The sequence below is a fragment of the Aeromonas sanarellii genome (genome assembly GCF_000820085.1).
Taxonomy (GTDB): domain Bacteria; phylum Pseudomonadota; class Gammaproteobacteria; order Enterobacterales; family Aeromonadaceae; genus Aeromonas; species Aeromonas sanarellii.
In genome coordinates, this window is sequence record NZ_CDBN01000021.1 from 89699 (window position 1) to 108244 (window position 18546).

14 protein-coding genes are annotated in these 18546 nt (G+C 66.0%); 3 read left to right on the plus strand and 11 right to left on the minus strand.

From position 1 onward, the window contains the following. Positions 1-412 precede the first annotated feature (412 nt). Genes BN1132_RS04045 through BN1132_RS04055 form a run of 3 tightly spaced genes read right to left on the minus strand, consistent with a single transcriptional unit; the run spans position 413 to position 4611 of the window. Positions 413-1480, minus strand: a complete 1068-nt coding sequence (locus tag BN1132_RS04045) for a lipocalin-like domain-containing protein (RefSeq protein WP_042075251.1) — start codon at positions 1478-1480, stop codon at positions 413-415. Then, entirely contained in the window at positions 1477-3909 is a 2433-nt protein-coding gene (locus BN1132_RS04050; RefSeq protein ID WP_042075254.1) for an FtsX-like permease family protein, read from the minus strand. Before BN1132_RS04050 ends, BN1132_RS04045 begins: the two co-directional genes overlap by 4 nt. Positions 3910-3930: 21 nt before the next feature. After that, positions 3931-4611, minus strand: a complete 681-nt coding sequence (locus BN1132_RS04055; RefSeq protein WP_042075257.1) for an ABC transporter ATP-binding protein — start codon at positions 4609-4611, stop codon at positions 3931-3933. Between the two features lie 152 nt (positions 4612-4763). Here BN1132_RS04055 and BN1132_RS04060 point away from each other — a divergent pair, with 152 nt between their 5' ends. From BN1132_RS04060 to BN1132_RS04070, 3 genes are all read left to right on the plus strand, one after another. After that, the gene (locus BN1132_RS04060; protein ID WP_042075259.1) at positions 4764-5237 is read left to right on the plus strand and encodes a DUF4357 domain-containing protein; all 474 of its coding nucleotides are present in this window, start codon (positions 4764-4766) and stop codon (positions 5235-5237) included. A 132-nt stretch (positions 5238-5369) separates the two neighbouring features. Next, positions 5370-6800: a sodium:proton antiporter NhaD gene (gene nhaD / locus BN1132_RS04065; protein WP_042075261.1), complete on the plus strand. Its 1431-nt coding sequence runs from the start codon at positions 5370-5372 to the stop codon at positions 6798-6800. 18 nt (positions 6801-6818) lie between these two features. After that, entirely contained in the window at positions 6819-7385 is a 567-nt protein-coding gene (locus BN1132_RS04070; RefSeq protein WP_042075263.1) for a pyridoxamine 5'-phosphate oxidase family protein, read from the plus strand. Between the two features lie 73 nt (positions 7386-7458). Here BN1132_RS04070 and BN1132_RS04075 read toward each other — a convergent pair whose 3' ends face one another. The 8 genes from BN1132_RS04075 to BN1132_RS04110 form a co-directional block, all read right to left on the minus strand. Beyond that, entirely contained in the window at positions 7459-8655 is a 1197-nt protein-coding gene (locus BN1132_RS04075) for a Bcr/CflA family multidrug efflux MFS transporter (RefSeq protein WP_042075266.1), read from the minus strand. Between the two features lie 50 nt (positions 8656-8705). After that, positions 8706-10382, minus strand: coding sequence for a hypothetical protein (locus BN1132_RS04080; protein WP_042075267.1), 1677 nt, complete (start codon positions 10380-10382; stop codon positions 8706-8708). 76 nt (positions 10383-10458) lie between these two features. After that, complete coding sequence (locus BN1132_RS04085) at positions 10459-11724, minus strand: hypothetical protein (RefSeq protein ID WP_042075584.1); 1266 nt, start codon at positions 11722-11724, stop codon at positions 10459-10461. Positions 11725-11911: 187 nt separating this feature from the next. Then, positions 11912-12484: a hypothetical protein gene (locus tag BN1132_RS04090; protein ID WP_042075270.1), complete on the minus strand. Its 573-nt coding sequence runs from the start codon at positions 12482-12484 to the stop codon at positions 11912-11914. 176 nt (positions 12485-12660) lie between these two features. Beyond that, the gene (locus BN1132_RS04095) at positions 12661-14082 is read right to left on the minus strand and encodes an FAD-dependent oxidoreductase (RefSeq protein ID WP_042075272.1); all 1422 of its coding nucleotides are present in this window, start codon (positions 14080-14082) and stop codon (positions 12661-12663) included. A 75-nt stretch (positions 14083-14157) separates the two neighbouring features. Beyond that, entirely contained in the window at positions 14158-14997 is an 840-nt protein-coding gene (locus tag BN1132_RS04100; protein ID WP_042075273.1) for an FTR1 family iron permease, read from the minus strand. Beyond that, entirely contained in the window at positions 14997-17981 is a 2985-nt protein-coding gene (locus BN1132_RS04105; RefSeq protein ID WP_042075276.1) for a YncE family protein, read from the minus strand. Before BN1132_RS04105 ends, BN1132_RS04100 begins: the two co-directional genes overlap by 1 nt. A 4-nt stretch (positions 17982-17985) precedes the next feature. Further along, on the minus strand, positions 17986-18435 hold the full coding sequence (locus tag BN1132_RS04110; RefSeq protein WP_042075279.1) for a hypothetical protein: 450 nt from the start codon (positions 18433-18435) through the stop codon (positions 17986-17988). Positions 18436-18546 lie beyond the last annotated feature (111 nt).

Here is an 18546-nt window from a genome sequence, read left to right on the forward strand (position 1 = left end):
ATATATGACCCCCTGCCTAACTATCAGACAAAGATGTTTACTGGTGTCCAGTCCTATTTCATTACTCATTAAATCACACGGCTACCGCACGGAATATAGCCTCCGTTGTGCTGCGGTTAACCGATTGAAGAGGTACGAACCATCGCCGCTCCCTGGCTGCCTTTAGGGCTATGAGGGTCGCATGGACAGGGTACCAAGTGCAGCAGTCTATGTTGAGCAAAACGTTTTACTTTGGGTGTGGTTTGGTGAGTATTTTTGATGGGGATCAGAAATTGGAGGGGGCAGGAAATTTGGTGATGGCTGTTATTGGGAGGCTGTCTCAGAACCAAACCGTAGAGATGGTAACGGGGCGTAGACTTCGCCCCGCAACACAAAAAAGAGACGCAGCGAGAAAATGGGGGAGGCCTTGGGTTCAATACCCCGTCATCTCCAGATAACCGACGCCCTTGGCGTCTCCCGAGACGGAGACCGCCCCTTCCCAGTAGTCAAAACGCCCCGTCATGGCCTGATTGGGTTGGCGGGCCTTGATGACGAGATTCAAATCGGCGGCTGCCAGCTGCCACTCGATGGGGTAGGGCTGCCCCTTGGGGCCGCGCCAGGTCTTGCCGGGGGTGAGGTGGATCTGCTCTGGGTTCAGCACCCGGCTGCTGCCGTCCCGCTCGATCAGGATGCCGTAGCGGTTCTCGGGCTCAGTGCGGCCCGATTTGGTGCGCAGGCGAAACAGCATCAGCTCGCGGCCATCGTCAAATTGCAGCGAAAACCAGTCCCAGCCCGATTGCCACTCGGCCAATACCGAGCTGCTCCACTCGTGATCAAACCAACCCTCACCGCTGACGTTGCGGGTCTCCCCATCCAGGGTCAGGGTGCCGGTTATGGTCAGGCGCGGGTAGGAGTAGTAGAAGGAGGCGTTGCCCGGGCTCTTCTCGCTGTAACCCGCTTCGCCCTGTAGCACCGCCGGCTTGGCGGCGCTCACCTTCACATCAAGATCTCCCGCCTTGCTTTGCACCTTGAGGGTGGCGGGAAAGAGCGCTTCCCCTTGGGAGGCCAGCACCCACTCTTTCAGCCAATACTCACCGCCGCTGGCACCGGCGAGGCCCGGCCCCTGGCGGCTGGTGCGCTCGTCCTGCTGGTGGCTGCCTTTGCTCACATCCGTGATGGCGAACTGGGCCAGCCAGAGCTGGGGTGTGAGCCAGGGGTTGTCGGATTTTATCTCCTGCTCGATGCCTTGCCTGAACAGGGTCCACTGCATGCCGTAGCCGCGTCCCTGCTCGTCTTTCAGGTTGCCGGTGAGATACCACCACTCGGAGCGGTAGTCGGGGTGGGCGCCGTGATCCGCGGGCAGGCGGATGGACTGACCCGGCAGGGCCTTTTTGAAGTGATCGCTGCTGCCACCCAGGATGGCGCCCAGATCGTTGGCACTGATCCCGGTGCCATACAGGGTGCAGATCAGCGCCAGCGAGCAGATGTTGAATGTTTTCATACCACTCTCCTTGCGGCGTACCAGGAGGCGAACGCGCCAAAGACGGGAGCGAGCAGGAGCGCCGTGACGGCGTGCAGGGGGGCGGCCTCGAAGGCCAGCCGCCAGCCAAAGGCGCGGGGGTTGACCACCTCGATGAGCACCCAGGCAAGGCCATAGCCCACCGGCAGGGCCAACAGCGCGGTGAGCAGCCCCAATCCCGCCCCCTGCCACACCAGTAACCGGCGGCAGTGGCGGGGGCTCAGGCCAAGGCTCTGCAGGGTCTGCAACTCGCCGCGCCGGGCCAGCCCCAGCACCATGAAGGCCGAGCCGATGCCGACGAAGGCGATCCCCAGGATCAGCAATTTCAGCAGCTCGGTCACCACAAAGGTCTGGTCGAACACCTTAAGGGCTGCGGCGTGGATGGCGGGGGCGGGCAGGAGGTTCACCCCCTCACCAAACTGCGCCCGCAGGCGATCGGCGAGGCGCTCCGGTTGGTTGCTAAAGAGGGCGAGGGATTGCACGGCCCCGTCCTCGAAGGCGTGCAGTATCTGCCCCTTGTCGCTGCCGTAATCCTGATAGACACCGGTGACGGTGAGTGCCCTTGGGCCCTGTTCGCCGGTGACTTCGAGTGTCTGCCCCACCCTGACCCCTAGGCGCACCGTCAGCGGTTCGCTCGCCAGCACCTCGTCGGGGGCGGCGGGCCAGCGCCCGGCCAGCAGCGGATAGGCGGTTTTGAGCTCGGGGATAAAGTCCATCTGTGCCCACTCAATGGGCTGCCCCTGCCAGCGGGCGGGATGCACGGCGCGGCGGGAGGCGGCGCGCACGTCTGGCGCAGCAAGAATGGTGTTGAGAGTCTGCTCGCCCAGGGCGCCGCGGTTGCCCGCCACCCCTCTGGGGGCGCTGACATAGAGATCGGCGGCCAGACGCTGGCCGAGCCAGATCTCCACGCTCGAGCGAAAGCTCGACACCATGACCCCGATGCCGATGGCCGCCGCGATGGCGAGTTGCAGCGCCATCACCGCGATGGCGGTGCGATCCAGATGGTATTGGGTCTCGGCCACCGCGAGCCGGGCGGTAAGGGGGCCGCCGGGGCGGGATCTCAGCCGTCCCAGCACGGCGCGCAGCACATCGGGCAGGGCGAGCGCCATGGCCAGCAGCCAGCCGCCGGCGACGAAGAGGGCGCCGCCGAGCCCCGTTTGCGGCAACAAGAGGCAGAGGGCGCACAGCAGCAGGATGGCGATGGCCAGCCCCCGGCGTTGCCAGGGGTGAGCCGGCGGGCGGCTGTTGCCTTCCCGAAGCGCCAGGGGGGATTGGCGCAGCAACTGCCACCAGCCGGGGAGGTTGGCGGCAAGGGCGCCAGCCAGGCCTATCAGCAACGCCTTGATGAGGCTGGTCGGGGAGAGGCGCAGCATATCGATGGGGTTGGGGCCATAAAGGTCGGCCAGCGCCTGGGTGAGCTGCCCCATCAGGGTCAGGGCCAGCAGGCTCCCCAGCAGCAGCCCGAGCAGGATGCCGAGGGTGGCGAGGATAACAAGCTCCAGGATGAGCCAGCCAAGCACCCGGCGCGGCGGCATGCCCAGGATGATGAGCTGGGCCAGCTGGGGGCGGCGCACGCTCTGCACGAAGCGCTGAGCGTTGAACACCAGAAACAGTCCCACCGCCATGGCGAGCAGGGAGAGGGCCGTGAGGTTGAGGGCCAGGGCATCGCCGAGCTGGCTTGCATCGAGGGCCGGGCTGATGGGTTCGAGCCAGAGCGGCTGATGGGTGAACTCGGATCCCTGCGCGGCCTGCAAGGCACTTTGTAAGGCATTGGCCTGCGCGTCGCTCAGCTTGAAGACGATGCGATCCAGCCTTCCGGCCTTGCCAAGCAGGGGCTGGGCGAGGCCGATGTCGGTCACCAGCAGCCGCTCCATGGGGATGGCGCCGGGCTCGAAGGTGCCCGCCAGGGTGAGGGTGAGGGGGCGCGTCGACTCGTCGCCCAGCACAAAGGTCCGCGACTGGCCCGGCTGCCAGCCGAGACGTCTGGCCTCGGGGGCCGAAAGCCAGACGCTGTCGGCGCGGCTCAAGGAAAAATCGGGTTCGCGTGTCGGCTGCTCGCCAAAGAGTCGGCGCAAGGGGCCGGGGTTGAAGAGATCCATCCCCAGGAGCTGGAAGCTGCGCCCCTGCGCGTCCTTGAGCCAGGCGTGCAGCTCTGGCATGGCATCAAGGCCCGACTGGCTTCGCACCAGGTGCACGTAGAGCCGCTCATCCAGCCCGCCCCGGGGCGCCAGCCGGTAGTTGGCCTCCCCGGCGAGCTGGCTGCGGGCGGCGACGAAGTTGGTGCGGGCGCTGTGGTTGAGCAGCTCGATGGCCACCACCAGGGTGACCCCGAGGGTGAGCCCGGCCAGGCTCATCAGCAGCAGCCAGGGGTGGGCGCGATAGAGGCGCAGCAGCGCCTTCAGCGGCAGCATGGCGCCCCCGGGCGGCGGGCGTCACTCATGGCGGTGCCCCTTGATCTCGACCAGCCGGCCCCCCTCCAGGCGCAGCACCCGATCCGCCAGGGCGCCATAGCCCGGGTTGTGGCTCACCAGCAGGAGGCCTGCGCCGGTATCGCGCACCGCCGCCATCATCAGGGCCATCACCTGCTCGGCGTTGTGCTCGTCTAGACTCCCGGTGGGTTCGTCAGCGAGCAGCCACCGGGGTCTGTGCATGAGGGCCCGGGCCAGCGCCACCCGCTGGCGCTGGCCGCCGGAGAGCTGCTCCGGCCAGGCGTGGCGCTTGTGGCTCATGCCAAGGCGCTCGAGCAGGGCATCGAGGTGTGCGTCGTCCCGGGGCAGGTGGTTGATCTCCAGGGGCAGGCGCAGGTTCTCCTCCACGGTCAGGGTCGGCAGCAGGTTGAAATCCTGATAGACGATGCCGAAATGGCGTCCGCGCAGCCGGGCCCGCTCGTCCGCAGGCTGGGTGTCGAGACGGGTCTGTCCCAGCCAGATCTCCCCCTCGTCCGGGGGGATGAGGCCGGCGATGAGGTTGAGCAGCGTGGACTTGCCACAGCCGCTTTGCCCCAGCAGCAGGCAGGTTTCCCCGGCGGCGAGCTGGAGATCCAGCCCCGCAAACAGGGGGAGCGTCTCGCCGCCGCTGGCGAAGCGTTTACTGAGGTTGCGCAGGCTAAGCATGGGATAACCGGTTGATGGCCAATGGCTTTCACAATGTCAGTCACTATGCCAGTTAGTGATCGCGCCTGCAAAAGGGATGAGGATCCTCGCTGGATCCCGCTCGCCTGTGGTGGTTAGAATAGGGCCCTCCATGGGTCACAGGATGAGCAAGGATGTTACACAAGCAAGTCAGTTTTATCGTCGACAGCAAGGGCGTCAAGCAGGCTGCCGTGGTTCCCATCGATATCTACAACGAGCTGATGACCCTGCAAAAGGCGCTCTCCGACAACAAGCCGGGGGAGCGCGAGCTCTACCACTTCAACGGCAAGGGGGCCGAGGCTCACGGTTATCCGGTGGGCAAGCGGCAGAACCCCGGCTTCATGGTGCAGGCGGGCTCCACCGCCAACGGCGAGGATGCCGCCTCCCTGCGCGAGGCGGTGATCGAGCTGCGTCAGGAGCTCCTGGGCAAGGGGGTACTCAGCCCTCGCCCCGAAGGGGGCTTCGTCTTCACCGCCGATCAGCTGTTCAACAGCCCGAGCCTGGCCGCCAGCCTGGTGGCGGGCAACAACCGAAGCGGCCTGGATGCCTGGCAAAACAGCGCAGGCTACACCCTCAAGCAGTCCGGCTTTGGCAAGAAGGCCTCCTGACGACGGGGCCCGGTGCCGGGCCTCGCTCCCTTGATGTGAGCGCCCGCCCTGGGCAGGTCAGATGGCAGGGGGAGGGCGGCTTCCCTCTGTGCTGCTAGCCTCAATGCCAGACGGTTCTCAAGAGAAGCACCCATGTCTGGACTCCTGCGCCTCGCCCCCCTGCCCGGGTTGGCCCTGTTCTGTGCCCCCGCCTTCGCTGAAGGCGGTCCCCTCAACCTGACGCACACCGCCATCGGCCTCTTTGCCCTCGCCCTCTTCGCCCTGGCCTATGCCCTGGTGATGGCCGAAGAGTACCTGAAGCTGCGCAAATCCAAGCCCGTGCTGGTGGCCGCCGGCATCATCTGGATAGTCATCGGCCTGGTCTACGCGGGGCAGGGGCTGAGCCCGCTGGCGCAGGCGGGCTTTCGGCAGACGCTGCTGGAGTATGCCGAGCTGATGCTCTTTTTGCTGGTGGCCATGACCTATGTGAACGCCATGGAGGACAGGCTGCTGTTCGCCGTGCTGCGGGTGCGCCTGGTGCAGGCGGGCTTCAGCCTGCGCACGCTCTTCTGGCTCACCGGTTTTCTCGCCTTTTTCATCTCCCCCGTGGTGGACAACCTCACCACGGCGCTGCTGATGTGCTCCGTGGTGCTCAACGTGGCCAACGGGGAGCGCCGCTTCATCAACCTGGCCTGCATCAACATAGTGGTGGCGGCCAATGCGGGCGGAGCCTTCAGCCCCTTTGGCGACATCACCACCCTGATGGTGTGGCAGGCGGGCAAGGTCTCCTTCACGCAGTTTCTGCTGCTCTTCCTCCCCGCCCTGCTCAACTTTCTGGTGCCGGCCAGCCTGATGAGCCTGATGGTGCCGCGCCTGGTGCCCGCCATGTCCGGAGAGGCCCTGGTGCTCAGGCGCGGGGCCCTCACCATAGTGCTGCTCTTTCTCCTCACCATAGTGACCGCCGTCGCCTGCCATCACTTCCTGGCGCTGCCCCCCGTGCTCGGCATGATGACGGGGCTCGGCTACCTGCAGTTTTTCGGCTTCTACCTGCGCAAGACCCAGCCCGTCTCCCTGGCTCGCGAACGGGCGCTGTACGAGCGCACCGGCGACGAGGCCAGGCTGCTGCGCCTCGGCTCCATAGTGCCGTTCGATGTGTTCAACAAGATCGCCAAGGCGGAGTGGGACACATTGCTCTTCTTCTACGGCGTGGTGATGTGCGTCGGCGGCCTCGGCTTCATGGGCTATCTGGCGCTCGCCTCCCAGCTCCTCTATCAGGGGGGCGATCCGACCCTGGCGAACGTGGCCATCGGCCTGCTCTCCTCCCTCATCGACAACATTCCGGTGATGTTCTCGGTGCTGTCCATGGAGCCGCAGATGAGCACGGGGCAGTGGCTGCTGGTGACCCTGACCACCGGGGTGGGGGGCAGCCTGCTCTCCATCGGCTCCGCCGCCGGGGTGGCCCTGATGGGGCAGGCCAGGGGCATGTATACCTTCGTCGGCCATCTCAAGTGGTTGCCCGCCATTCTGCTTGGCTATATGGTCGGCATAGGGGCGCACCTGTGGCTCAACAGCGCCCTGTTCTGAGGGATTTGAGGAGGGAAGATGGGACAACTGTTCGGGGGACTCTCGCCGCGCCATGTGGCCTTCATCGAGGCGCAGAAGATCTTCTTCGTCGGCACGGCGGCGGGCGAGGGCACGGTCAACGTCTCCCCCAAGGGCGGGGACTCGCTGCGCGTCCTCGATGCCAACACCCTGTCCTGGCTCAATCTGACCGGCAGCGGCAACGAGTCGGCGGCCCATGTGCTGCACAATCCGCGCATGACGGTGATGTTCTGCGCCTTCGAGGGGGCGCCGCTTATTCTGCGGGCCTATGGCCGGGCACGGGTGCTGCACCGGGGGGACGGCGACTGGGCGGCAGCGCTGGCACGCTTTCCCCCAAGCGTCGCGGCTCGCCAGATCTTCCTGCTGGACATTGAACGGGTCCAGGCCTCCTGCGGCATGTCGGTGCCCCTGTTTGACTATCAGGGGGACAGGGAGGATCTCGCCAATTGGTCGGCCCGCCAGGGGCAGGAGGGGATCGCAGCCTACTGGCGCAAGAAGAACCAGGTGAGCCTGGATGGGCTGGAGAGCGAGATCCTGGTGCGTAGCGGGTTGCCGCCGGACCCCTGAAGGTCAGCCCGCCTCCATGCAAGAAGCCCTGTCCATGGACAGGGCTTCTTTTTGGGACTGCAGCGACGCCGCCTCAGGCGCGGCCCTTGCCGGTCAGCAGCCAGTAGCAAAGCGCCGAGCCCAGACCGCAGCCGGCGATGGCGACGGCCATGGGCAGCGGGGACTCGGGCGGATTGAGGTTGACCAGCACGCCCACCAGGGCACCGATGCCGAAGCGCAGGGTGCCCGCCAGCGCCGAGGCGGTGCCCGCAGACTGGGGGAAGTGGCCCATCAGGCCGGTCATGGCGTTGGCCCCCACCAGGCTGATGTGACCGACGAAGAGCACCACCGGGATGACGATGCCCCACAGGCCTCCGGTCTGGCTCCAGGCGTTGTAGATGAGCAGGGCCCCGGCCAGCGGCAGCACCGTCAGACCGTATTGCAGCATGCGCTCGGCGCCCACCCCTTTCACCAGGCGGCTGTTGACGAAGGTGACCACCATCATCAGCAGGATGTTGAGGCCGAACAGCCAGCCGTAGTGCTCGGTCGGCACCTTGAAATACTCGATATAGACGTAAGGGGAGGCGCTCAGGAAGGCGAACATGCCCGAACTCGACAGGGCGCCGCACAGCACATAGCCCATGGCGCCGCGGTGGGAGAGCACGCCCCAGTAGTTGCCAAGCACCTGGCCGAGCCGCAGGGGCTGCTTGTGCTCGGGCTTGAGGGTCTCCTCTATCTTCCACTGCATCACCACGCAGATGAGCAGGCTGATCCCCACCAGCAGCCAGAAGATCACCCGCCAGTCGGCGTGAGCGCTGATGTAGCCCCCCACCACGGGGGCTACCAGGGGGGCGAGCGTCATCACCAGGATGACGAAGGACATGGCCCGGGAAAACGCATCCTTCTCGAAAAGGTCGCGCAGCAGGGCGTTGACCACCACGGATCCCGCCGCTCCGCCGGCGGCCTGCAGCATGCGCCAGGCGAGCAGTTCGGGCAGGGAGTCGGCCATGGCGCAGCCCACCGAGGCCACGGCAAACATCGTCAGGCCCGCCAGGATCACCGGCTTGCGGCCGAAGCTGTCGGCGAGCGGCCCGTAGAACAGCTGGCCGATGGCAAAGCCCCCGAGGAAGGCGCTGATGGTGAGCTGGGCGCCGTCGATGCTGGTGGCCAGATCCCGGGCGATGGCTGGAATGGCGGGCAGGTACATGTCCACCGCGAGCGGGGTCAGGCCCGCCAGGGCACCGAGCAGAATGAAGAGAAAACGGGGGGAGAGGGAGCTGGCTTGAGGCATAGAGTATCCGTGTCGTGGGCAAGAGGCCAAGGGAGCAGGTGATCAGTCTATCAGCTTTGGCGGGCTTGGGCAGGCTCATCCTGCCCCGGCGCCGCCCGGGGGGCGGGCCGGCAGAGCAGCAGGATCCAGGCCAGCCACCCGAGCAGCGAGAGGGCATTGCCCGCCCGCTCCGGCCAGCGGGCCGCAAGCCTCAGCGTGAGGCTGTGGCTGCCCGCCGGTACCCAGACCTGCATCAGACCCTGGGGATTGGCGCTCACCGTCAGCATCAGGCGCTCGTCCAGCCAGGCCTGCCAGCCGGGGTAATGGTACTGGTGCAGGACGAGCCGGGTCGGCACCCTGGCCGTCACCCTGAGGGCCAGCTCCCTGGGCTGCCAGCGATCCAGCTCCCAGCGGGCCCCCGGAGGCTCGGCGCTCACCGGGGGCTGGAACTCCTCCTTCCAGGCCAGCAGGGTCGGGGCGAACATGCCCCCCGGGACCTGCCTCGGCCTGTATTCCCGGGCGCTGCGCTTGCTGTCGAACTCGAACGCCATGGCCGTCCGGGTGGGGGCCTGGGTGAGGGGGGCGTGGCGCACGTAGGCCAGGGTGGAGAGAAGCGTCAGCAGGAGCAGGCCCCACCAGAGCCCCTGCCAGGGGCGATGGGACGGGGTGCCCAGGGCCACCACGGCGACCGTGGCGAGGGCAAGGACAAGGTTCAGCCGCCAGGGAAACTGCACCCGCTGCAGGGGGGGCAGCAGGCTCCAGAGCGGTTGGCTCGGGGGCAGCATCATCAGGAAGGCGGCGACCCCGATCGCCCCCCAGCAGGCGATCTCGGGGTGACGTGGCTCCCGGGCGGCGGCCCAGGCGAGCAGCAGCAGGGCCATGGTCAGCACGCTCTGCCACGCCAGGTGGCCGCGAAAGCGCCAGTCTCCCCAGCCCGAGGGCAAACGGTCGAGGAAGTTGCGCCTATAGTCGAACATGCCGCCGCGCATCAGCTCCATGGAAATGGCTCCCTGATCCGCCAGGGCGGGCAGCAGCAGGGCGGCCGCCATGCAGAGCGCCAGCCCCTGGGCGCAGAGGGCGAGCCAGCAGGGACGCAGGGCACGGGTGCGCCAGGCGAACCAGAGGGCGCGCAAGCTGACCAGCCCCATCATCAGCAGCAGGCTGGGCAGGTGGGAGAAGGCCAGCAGCGCCAGCCCCAGGATCAGCAGGGGGAGCCCCTGGCGTCGGCCGCGATGGGCGAGATCCTGGCCAAGCAGGATGAGGGGGGCCCAGGCGAAGGCCCAGAACTCCGCCAGGGCGAAGCGGGCATAGAGATCCATGGCGACGTGATAGGGCAGGATCAGGTAGAGCAGGCTCACCGCCAGGGCCCGGCCAGGGGAAGTGGTGGCACGCAGCCACAGATAGGCAAACATGCCGGAGAGCAGCAGCGCCAGGGTGGCGCTGCCGAGCAGGGGGTAGACGGCCTGCTGGGCGGGGGCAAGCGGGCCGGCAAACAGGGCGCTGGCGTAGTAGGGGAGCGGGGGATAGAAGAAGAAGGTGGGACTGCCGAAGCCGCCGTTCATGGCCATCAGCCAGCGGGGATAGAGCTCCCCCTGCCAGAGCTGGCGGGCAAAATAGTGGCCGGAGAGCAGATGATGAAACAGATCGTGCCCCTGGCTGCCCCCCTGCAACCAGAGCGGCAGCATCAGCAGTGCGCTGGCCAGTGTCAGCACCAGGGCTGCCAGTCCCCACTCCTTGCCTACCTGCATGCCTCTTCTCCCCGCCTCTCCCATGCGCAGTGAGTGTAGTCGAGCCGGATGACACCAGGATGCGCCGCCCGGCGGGCTATGGACGCGGGATGGCGAGCCAGAGGCCGGGCTCGGCGTGAAAACGGGGGACAAACCAGACGGCGTCATAAGAGCCGGGCAGATCCCCTGCCGCCAGAGGGCGGCGGCTGAGGCGACAGGCCCCTCGTGTGAGCGCAAGCCTGGCATCCCCCTGGTACCAGCCGTCGGTGACCGGCAGGGCCGTGGTTTCGCGCAGCAACCTCACCCCCCACTGGGTCACCAGGGCCGGGCATGCCTGCTCGGCCAGCCGTGCGGCCTGCACCATGGCGGGCGGCGCTGGCGCTGTGAGTGTGGTGCAGAGCAGCAACAGGGCTCCCGCCATTGCCGGCAGCTCGCCCCGGTGTGGCAGCCTGCCCGCCAGCAGCACAAGGCCGAACAGGGTAATGGGCGCCAGATGGCGGGGATTGTCCGGGTTCTGGCCAAACAGGGTCCAGAGCAGCAGGGCAAGCCAGTAGAGGGTCCAGCAGGGGAAGAGGGCGGCAGTCTTGCCTTTTGAGCGCTGCCAGAGCGGTAGAACCAGCAAGGCCCCCATCATCAGGGGCCAGAGCGGAGTCAGCTGATCGTTGAAGGTGTTCGTCCAGCTTAGCCGCCGATCGCCGTGGGCTGCCGCCGTGTTGCCCCACAGGGTAAAGTGACCGTCGGTAAAGCGGCGTCCCTCGCTGAAATAGGCCCAGCCATCGGCTTGCCAGACAAACAGCAGGCAGGCGAGCCCCACCAGCGCGATGGGAAGCACAAACCTGACGCGCGTTCCCTGCTGCGCCATCCCGAGCCAAAGGGGCAGCAGGGCCAGCACGAAGTAGGAGGGACGCAGCGCCAGCATGAGGCCCAGTAACAGACCCGCCAGCGCAATTCTGCGCTGCTGCAAGGCCAAGAGCGCGCCCAGCCAGGCGGCGAGCGCCGGCCCGTCCGAGAGGCCGGAGAGCGCCAGCGTCGGGGTGAGCGGCAGGGCCAGCACTAGCAGCCAGACCGGCGCCAGCAGGCTTGGCCGTTGCCACAATCTCACCGCCAGCCAGGCGGCGAGCGGCGCTATCAGGGCTGTGCCCAAGAGGCTGGCCCACAGCACCGCGCGGGTCGGATTGTCCACCGCCAGATTGATCAGCCGCGCCAGCCAGATAAAGGCGGGGTAGCCCGGAAAGTGGGGGGAGAACTCCAGCACGCTGAAGCGCACCACCCCGTGGGCGAAGTTCAGGGCGTCGTCGGAATCGAGGGCCACCGGGAAGGCCAGCAGCCAGCCGAGCCAGACCCCTTGCAGCAGAAGCAGCAGGCAGGGGCGAATGGGGAAGCGCAATCGGCCGTGGTGACGCCCCCCTTCCCCCCTTGCGGGAGAAGGGTCGGGGATGAGGGGGGCCGTCGTCATCAATGAGAGGTCATCAAAGTGCGTAGGGTGGGTAGAGCGAAGCGAAACCCACCGTTTGTCACAGCGAGATGGCGCAATGATGGGCAGTTGGTCATCAAAGCGGCGCCAGCACGGCCATCAGGGTTTTCTCGGCCTCGGCGAAAGCGGTGGCATCGGCGGGCTTGGCGCCCACCCCGAACACCCCCGGATTGCCGATGGCATCCAGCACCCTGGCCAGCGCCTGATCGGCGGCCTTGCGATCCCCTTCACCGAGGGAGGGGAGGATGAGGTCCAGGAAGCGCTTGCTCTTGACCACCAGCACCTTGGCGGTCTGGTAGTCGCCAAGATTCTGGCTGGCCCCTTCGAGGCGGCGCTCTATTTCGGCCTTGTAGGCCCGGTTGAGCAGGGCCGCGGTCGCCGCGGCGTCTTTGGCCTTGATGGCGGCAGCCAAGGGTGCTTGCAGCTCCACCTTGTGGTGCTCTTCCAGATAGGTCAGCTCCTCGGCGATGTCGCTCAAGGTGGTGCTGGCATCCTTGCCGTCAGTGGCGGCGCCAAGCAGTTCCTCGCGCGCATCGATCAGCGGCTCCTTGCCGGCGGCGGCGTAGGAGTAAGCCTGCGCCTGCCCGTTGAGGGTCAGCAGCGGGCCCGTCAGCAACGCGAGGGCGATCAAGCCGTGGCGTATGGTCATCCTGTTCTCCTTGTTGATTTGTCCTGGCGGCATGGCGCCAGTCCTGATCCGTTGGACCCCACCCCGACCCTCCCCTTGTCAGGGGAGGGAGCAGATCGCCTTGCCGACAATGTCGGTAAAGCACCTCCCCCTTTCGAAGGGGGAGGCCGGGAGGGGGTTGGCTTACGGCGTAGGCCTCAGGCCACGCTCTGGGTTTCGATCACGGTGTTTTCGTTGCGATGATTGAAGATGGCGTGGCGTCTGTCCACCCCGTCGATCACCATGTCGGCGGCCATCATCCCCATCTCCATGGCGGTGTCGGTGAAGATGTAGCGGAATGTCCCCTGACGGCCGGTCATGATGAGGTTGCCTATCGGCATCAGCGACTGGATGGCTTCGTTGCGACGGGCCTGATAGCCGAGATCCATCAGCGGATAGGCGTACTCGCTGTGGGCCTCGAAGGTCTCATCGCCAAGTTTCTGGGTATCGACACCGAGGCTGGCGAGATCGGCGGTGACCCGGCTGCGCAGCTCGGCCAGCGACGCCTGCCAGGTGGTATCTCCCGGATTGCAGGGGATCTCCAGCATCACGGATGTTTGCCCCTGGGGCGCCATAAAGGGGCTGCGCCGGCGCGGCTCCTGCAGACGGGTGGCCAGAATATGGGAGTCGGAGAGGTACTGCCAGGTGTTGTCCGACAGGTTCTCCTGTTTGAGGGGCATATTGACGAAGCGGAGCGACCGGTAGTGCAGATCGCACGGCAAGCCCAGATGCCGGCAGGTGAGCGGCAGCGGCAGGGTGGAGATCACCTGATCAAATTGCTCGCTCTGCTCAACGTCATCTTGTTTCCAATAGACCCGTTCAATGCGGCCATCGACCTGCTCGAGGCGGGTGATGGTGGCGCCGGTCTTGAGCAGGGCCCCCTCTGTCACCAGCCGCTCCCCCAGGGTGGTGAAGATCTGGCCGAAGCCGTATTTGGGGTAGCGGTACTTGCGGGCATAGGTGCGCACCGACATGCTGCCGCTGCGTCTTGGGAGTAGGCGGCGCGCCACGTCTTTGAGATCGATGAGGCTGATGCGCTGGCCGGCCCAGTCGGCGGAGAGCTTGTCCGGGTTGATGCCCCAGAGCTTCGCCGTATAGCCCTCGAAGAACTGGCGGTAGAGGGTGCGGCCGAAGTGGCTCTGGATCCACTCGGCAAAGCTCGCCTTGGCAAAATCGGTGGGCTTTTTGGCAAAGGGCAACAGCAGCAAGTCCTTCACCGCCCCGGCCATCAGGGCCAGCGGCGCCGTCTTGAGGAGGTTCGGCAGGTTCAAGGGGTAGTCATAGGTGCGCCCGCCAAAGCGGATCACGCTCTTGCGCATCGCGTGGAGCAGATCGTCCCCCATCAGCTCGTCGATAAAGGCGAGCAGCTCGGGGTTCTTGGTGATGAAGCGGTGGCCGCCGTAGTCGAAGCGATACTCGCCGTCGCGCCCCTTGAAGGTCTGGGTGGCGCACATGCCCCCCACCACGCTCTCCTGCTCGAACAGGGTGACCGCAAAACCGGCCTGGCGCAGGCGCCAGGCGGCCATCAGACCGGCGGGACCGGCCCCCAGCACCGCAATCTTCTTCTTGTTGTCGTTCATGAGTGTTCCGAAACGGCTTGATAGCTAAGGGGACCGCGCCAGGGCGCGGCCCCGAACAGGGGCCTCCCCCTGGGCTCACCCCCTGGCCGGGGCGGCGCTCCCCTGCGGGCGATAACTGCGATGCCAGAGGGTGACGAAGATGGCCAGATAGGCGCCCCAGGTCAGCAACTGCAGGCCGGCCGGCGAGGCATTGTAACCAAACAGGGCGCGCAGGAAGGTGCCGAAGACCCCCTGATCGTCGAGGATGTGGCTGATGTTGAACACGGGCGTCGTCCAGAAGGTGATGACGTCCGCCGCCTGCAACATGTTGATGGCGGACGACAGCAGCCCAGCGGCGATGATGATGATGAGCAGGCCTGTCCAGCGGAAGAAGGGGGCCAGCGCCACCTTGCGGGTGGAGCGCAGCAGCCCCCACACCAGCGCCACAGAGACCAGCAGTCCCGCCAGTGCGCCCACCAGCCCCTCGTGCAGATCCACCCCTTGCCCGGAGTAGACCAGGGCCGAGAAGAAGAGCACGGTTTCAAAGCCTTCGCGCATCACAGCAAGGAAGGCGAGCAGCACCAGACCAAACAGGTTGCCACCGTCGATGGCGGCATCGATGCGCGCCGTCATGGCCCCCACCTGGGACTTGGCCTGCTTCTGCATCCAGACCGCCATGTAGGTGAGCACCAGGGTGGCAAACATCAGGATCCCCGCCATCAAGAGGTGGTTGTAACGCTCGCTCTCGAACTGGCTCACCACCACCTGGAACAGGAAGGCGACCACAAGGGAGGCGACCAGTCCCAGCCCCACCCCCAGATAGATGAGCTTGTTGTAGCGGCTCGCCCCCAGCTTGGCGAGGTAGGAGAGGCAGATGCCGACCAGCAGGAAGGCTTCCAGCCCCTCGCGCAGGGTAATGAGAAAACTTGCGAACATCAGGATTGAGGCTCCGTATCGGGCGTGACGGGGAGGGGCTGCAGGGTCAGTTGCAGCCGATTGAGTTGCACTATGGGTGGCGCCGGCAAGTTCGGCTCGGCGGCGCGCACCGCATCACTGACCCACTTGGGGTAGGTGCGGAAATTGAGTCTGATATCGGCCTTGAAGGGCCCCTGGGCATCTGCGGGCAGCGGCCAGGCTTCATCACGCCAGCCATCGGCCGGAATGCGGGTGTCTTCCAGCAGTTTGGCATAGCGCCAGAACTTGAGCCCCACCGGCTTGCCCTCGGCGTCGCCGAACACCTTGCGAAACAGCCGCGCATCGTCGGGCACGGCGCCATCTACCGGCTGGCCGCTTTCAAGCACCAGCTTGCCGCTGGCGTCGGTGACGGTCAGCTCCAGCCAGAGTTCACGGAAATCGGCCACCCCGGTGGGCAGGGCGTGGCCTGCGCCGACGTTGGCGATCCGCACCACCAGCGCGGGCTGGCCGCTCTGGTTTTCAATGCGGGCCGAGAGGGTGGCGCTGGATCGCAAGAGCGCCAGGCTCTCCTGCTCGAGTGTTGCATTCCTCAGCCCCACCAGCTGGTGCTGGGCGCCGGTGAAGTTGTGGCGATAGAGCCGCGCTTTCATTGTGCCGTTCTCGGTGGACTGGCCTGCCACCGGGGCGCCGCCATTGCCGGGCTCCGGGTTCATATGGCAGTCGATGCAGCTGCGCCGCTTGGCGGGATCCTCCGCTTTCGCGAAGCTGGAGCTTTCCCACTCGTCCCAGGTGTTGACGATATTGGCGCCGCTGCCCGGGGCAAACTCGTTGTGGCAGGACTTGCACAGGGCCGCGTCCTGATAGAACTCCTTCTGGTAGGAGGCCTTGTGCATGTCGGGGCGGGCGTTGATCTGCCGCTCTGCCAGCCAGTGCTGGAGGCTGCCCCCCGGGGCATCCTCGAACACATAGCTCTCGCGGTCTTTCAGATTCACGGTAAAGGCGCTGTTGCCGCCCGCGTCTTCCACTTTGGTGATGCGATGGCAGAGCACGCAGCCGGTGCCTTCTTCCACCACGGGTTCGCCTGCCTGGTGGGCCGCGATCAGCGAGGCACCGCCCCGCTCCAGCATATGGGAGCCCTTGGGCAGATCAGTCTGGCCGTTCAGCACCTGCTGGGGCATGTGACAGCCCTGGCACCACTGGCCGAAGGCCTCGCCCTCGGTCTCCCGGGCCAGCGCCTGCACCACCTTGTAGTAGGGGTGGGAGTTGCCCATCAGTCTGTGGTTGCTCTCGCTCCAGTCCTCGAACGCTTGGCTGTGGCAGTTCTGGCAGGAGGCGGAGTTGAGCCACTCGCGAGGATGGGTGGTCGGCGCCTTGGCGGGATCCGAGCGCGGGGCATCGAGCCTGAGCCAGTTGGCAAGATAGGGGAGGTTGCCATCGGCGGTGACGAAGGCGTGCAACTCCTCCATCATCGCCTTCACCTCGGGCTGGGGCCTCGCGGGGTCGACCAGTTCTGCGCCATCGCGGGTGTCGTGGCCCATGCCGCCCTGGGTCTGCTGGGTCATGCGCAGGTATTCGCCGACAAAGTCCCCCGCCACCATGTTGGCAAGGTTGGCGTGGCCGTTGATGGCGTTGTCGCCGTTCTGCTGGCGATGAGCCGCCATCAGATGACGGTTGGTGAAGTTGAACCCGTCCAGATGGCAGGAGTTGCAGCTCATCCAGTTGTCCCCCGCCATGGGGAAGCGACTGTTGGCCGTGGTGTTGCCGAGGTTGAACAACCGCTCGCCGCGCTTGAGCGCTTCGGAGCGGGGATCCGTCTCCACCAGTTTGGCGAAATGGGGCACATCCACGGTGACCCGGGCGAAGGGGCCGCTGCCGCCGCTATTGAGACGGGTGAGATCCTGCCCCATGACGTTGTGGACCAGGATGTGGTCGCCATCGACAAGCAAGTCGCGCGGATTCTGGCCTGGCAGGTGACGCAAGAGCTGGGTCGCCTTGGCGCCGCCCTGAAACTTCTTGCGGCGGTGGCGGTTGTTGTTGGATTTGCCGCTGCGGGAGAGGTCGAACACCAGCAGATCTTCCGAGCCCGCAAGGGTCAGATAGACCCGCTTGCCATCGGCGGCGAAGCGCGCCGCGAAGGGGTTGGAGACGATCTGGCTGCGGTTGCCGACGCTGGGCAGATTGATCTGCAAGAAGAGCTGTTTTCTTTCATCGACCCGCTCCTTCTCTTCATCGAGATCGATGATGGAAACCGCCGGGAAGACGGTGCTCTGAAACTGGAAGGGGTGGTCGAAACTCCAGAGCACGTGGGGCAGCCAGGCTTCGCTGCCATCGGGAGAGAGGGCGATGCCGTCCAGCAGGCGCGGCAAGCCCTGGGAGTCGCTTGGGGTATCGCTGTGGGTTTCCGCCAGGGTGATGAGCCTGGGCTTGGGCAGGACGCTCTCTAGCAGAGAGGTACCCTTGGCGCCGCTGCCAAGCTTGGCGAGATCATAGATGGCGAGCTGGCCGGTCATGGCGTGGGTGAGCAGCAGGCGATCGTCGTCGGTCAGTGCCAGCCCGCGGGGAGTCTCGGCGGTTTTTGCATCCAGCTGCAGCTTGCCCGTGGTGTCATAGGCCTGAAGGCGGCCTGCCTCGAACAGCGTGACCCAGAACCAGCGCCGCCTGGGGTCGAAGATGACGCCATAGGGTCTATGGCCGGTGGGGATCGCCTTTTCCAGGTCGAGATCTTCGTCCAAGAGCAGCAGGCGATCGCCGCTGTAATCGGTGACCAGCAGGGTGCCGTCATCGGCGCGGGCCAGCTGGCGCAGATCCCCCCCCAATTGCACCTCCTTGAGCCGTTTGCCGCTGTCGCGTTCAAGCAGGGTGACGGAGCCGGCACTCTGGTTGGCGGTGACGAGGCGCGGAGCGCTCCCCTCGTCATAGGCAAGCATGGCGCTGCCCATCTCCTGGGCCGAGGCGGTCCCCAGCAGCAGGGCAGCCAACATCAGGGATAACAACAGCTTCAACATAAGATCAGGTGCGCCATGTCAGTATGGTCCAGCGCCAGGCGTGGCGCAGCACCAGGGGCGTCAACGCGAGCGCGCTCAGCCAGTGGGCCCAGCTGGCAAGGTTGCCGAGGCTATCCCCCGGGGTGCCGTGCAGCACCAGCAGCAGGCCGCTGGCAAGGCACACCAGCAGCAAGGCTTCGATGATGCGCCCCGTGGTGCGCAGGAAAGGCTTGCGGCTCTTGCGCAGCAGGCTGCGATGGGAGAGCCAGAAGGCGCCAAACAGCAGGGGAAACAGGGTGAGCGAGAGGGCGACGTGCAAAAACAGGTTCCAGCGCGCCAGGGACCAGGTCGGCGTCAGGGGTTCCCACAGCAGCAGACCGGAGAAAAACATCAGGTAGAGGGCGCCCTCGGCGGCCTGATGGTGGTAGGCCAGCCATTGCCAGCATTGTCGCGGTGAGAGGGAAAGACTCGTCATGGGTGCTCCAGCACCCGGGCGCTTCAACCCGGGGCGGGCAAGTTTACAATGGGGGAAGGGTAATGAAAAGAGTTATCAATTCGACCCTTGATGAATAGATCCTGAATGAAA

What these genes read in the sequence shown, in the direction of transcription:
- BN1132_RS04100 (WP_042075273.1), bottom strand. Translation starts at nt 14,997, where the DNA reads ATGTTCGCAAGTTTTCTCATTACCCTGCGCGAGGGGCTGGAAGCCTTC.
- BN1132_RS04090 (WP_042075270.1), bottom strand. Translation starts at nt 12,484, where the DNA reads ATGACCATACGCCACGGCTTGATCGCCCTCGCGTTGCTGACGGGCCCG.
- BN1132_RS04050 (WP_042075254.1), bottom strand. Translation starts at nt 3,909, where the DNA reads ATGCTGCCGCTGAAGGCGCTGCTGCGCCTCTATCGCGCCCACCCCTGG.
- BN1132_RS04070 (WP_042075263.1), top strand. Translation starts at nt 6,819, where the DNA reads ATGGGACAACTGTTCGGGGGACTCTCGCCGCGCCATGTGGCCTTCATC.
- BN1132_RS04110 (WP_042075279.1), bottom strand. Translation starts at nt 18,435, where the DNA reads ATGACGAGTCTTTCCCTCTCACCGCGACAATGCTGGCAATGGCTGGCC.
- nhaD (WP_042075261.1), top strand. Translation starts at nt 5,370, where the DNA reads ATGTCTGGACTCCTGCGCCTCGCCCCCCTGCCCGGGTTGGCCCTGTTC.
- BN1132_RS04095 (WP_042075272.1), bottom strand. Translation starts at nt 14,082, where the DNA reads ATGAACGACAACAAGAAGAAGATTGCGGTGCTGGGGGCCGGTCCCGCC.
- BN1132_RS04045 (WP_042075251.1), bottom strand. Translation starts at nt 1,480, where the DNA reads ATGAAAACATTCAACATCTGCTCGCTGGCGCTGATCTGCACCCTGTAT.
- BN1132_RS04060 (WP_042075259.1), top strand. Translation starts at nt 4,764, where the DNA reads ATGTTACACAAGCAAGTCAGTTTTATCGTCGACAGCAAGGGCGTCAAG.
- BN1132_RS04055 (WP_042075257.1), bottom strand. Translation starts at nt 4,611, where the DNA reads ATGCTTAGCCTGCGCAACCTCAGTAAACGCTTCGCCAGCGGCGGCGAG.
- BN1132_RS04075 (WP_042075266.1), bottom strand. Translation starts at nt 8,655, where the DNA reads ATGCCTCAAGCCAGCTCCCTCTCCCCCCGTTTTCTCTTCATTCTGCTC.
- BN1132_RS04105 (WP_042075276.1), bottom strand. Translation starts at nt 17,981, where the DNA reads ATGTTGAAGCTGTTGTTATCCCTGATGTTGGCTGCCCTGCTGCTGGGG.
- BN1132_RS04080 (WP_042075267.1), bottom strand. Translation starts at nt 10,382, where the DNA reads ATGCAGGTAGGCAAGGAGTGGGGACTGGCAGCCCTGGTGCTGACACTG.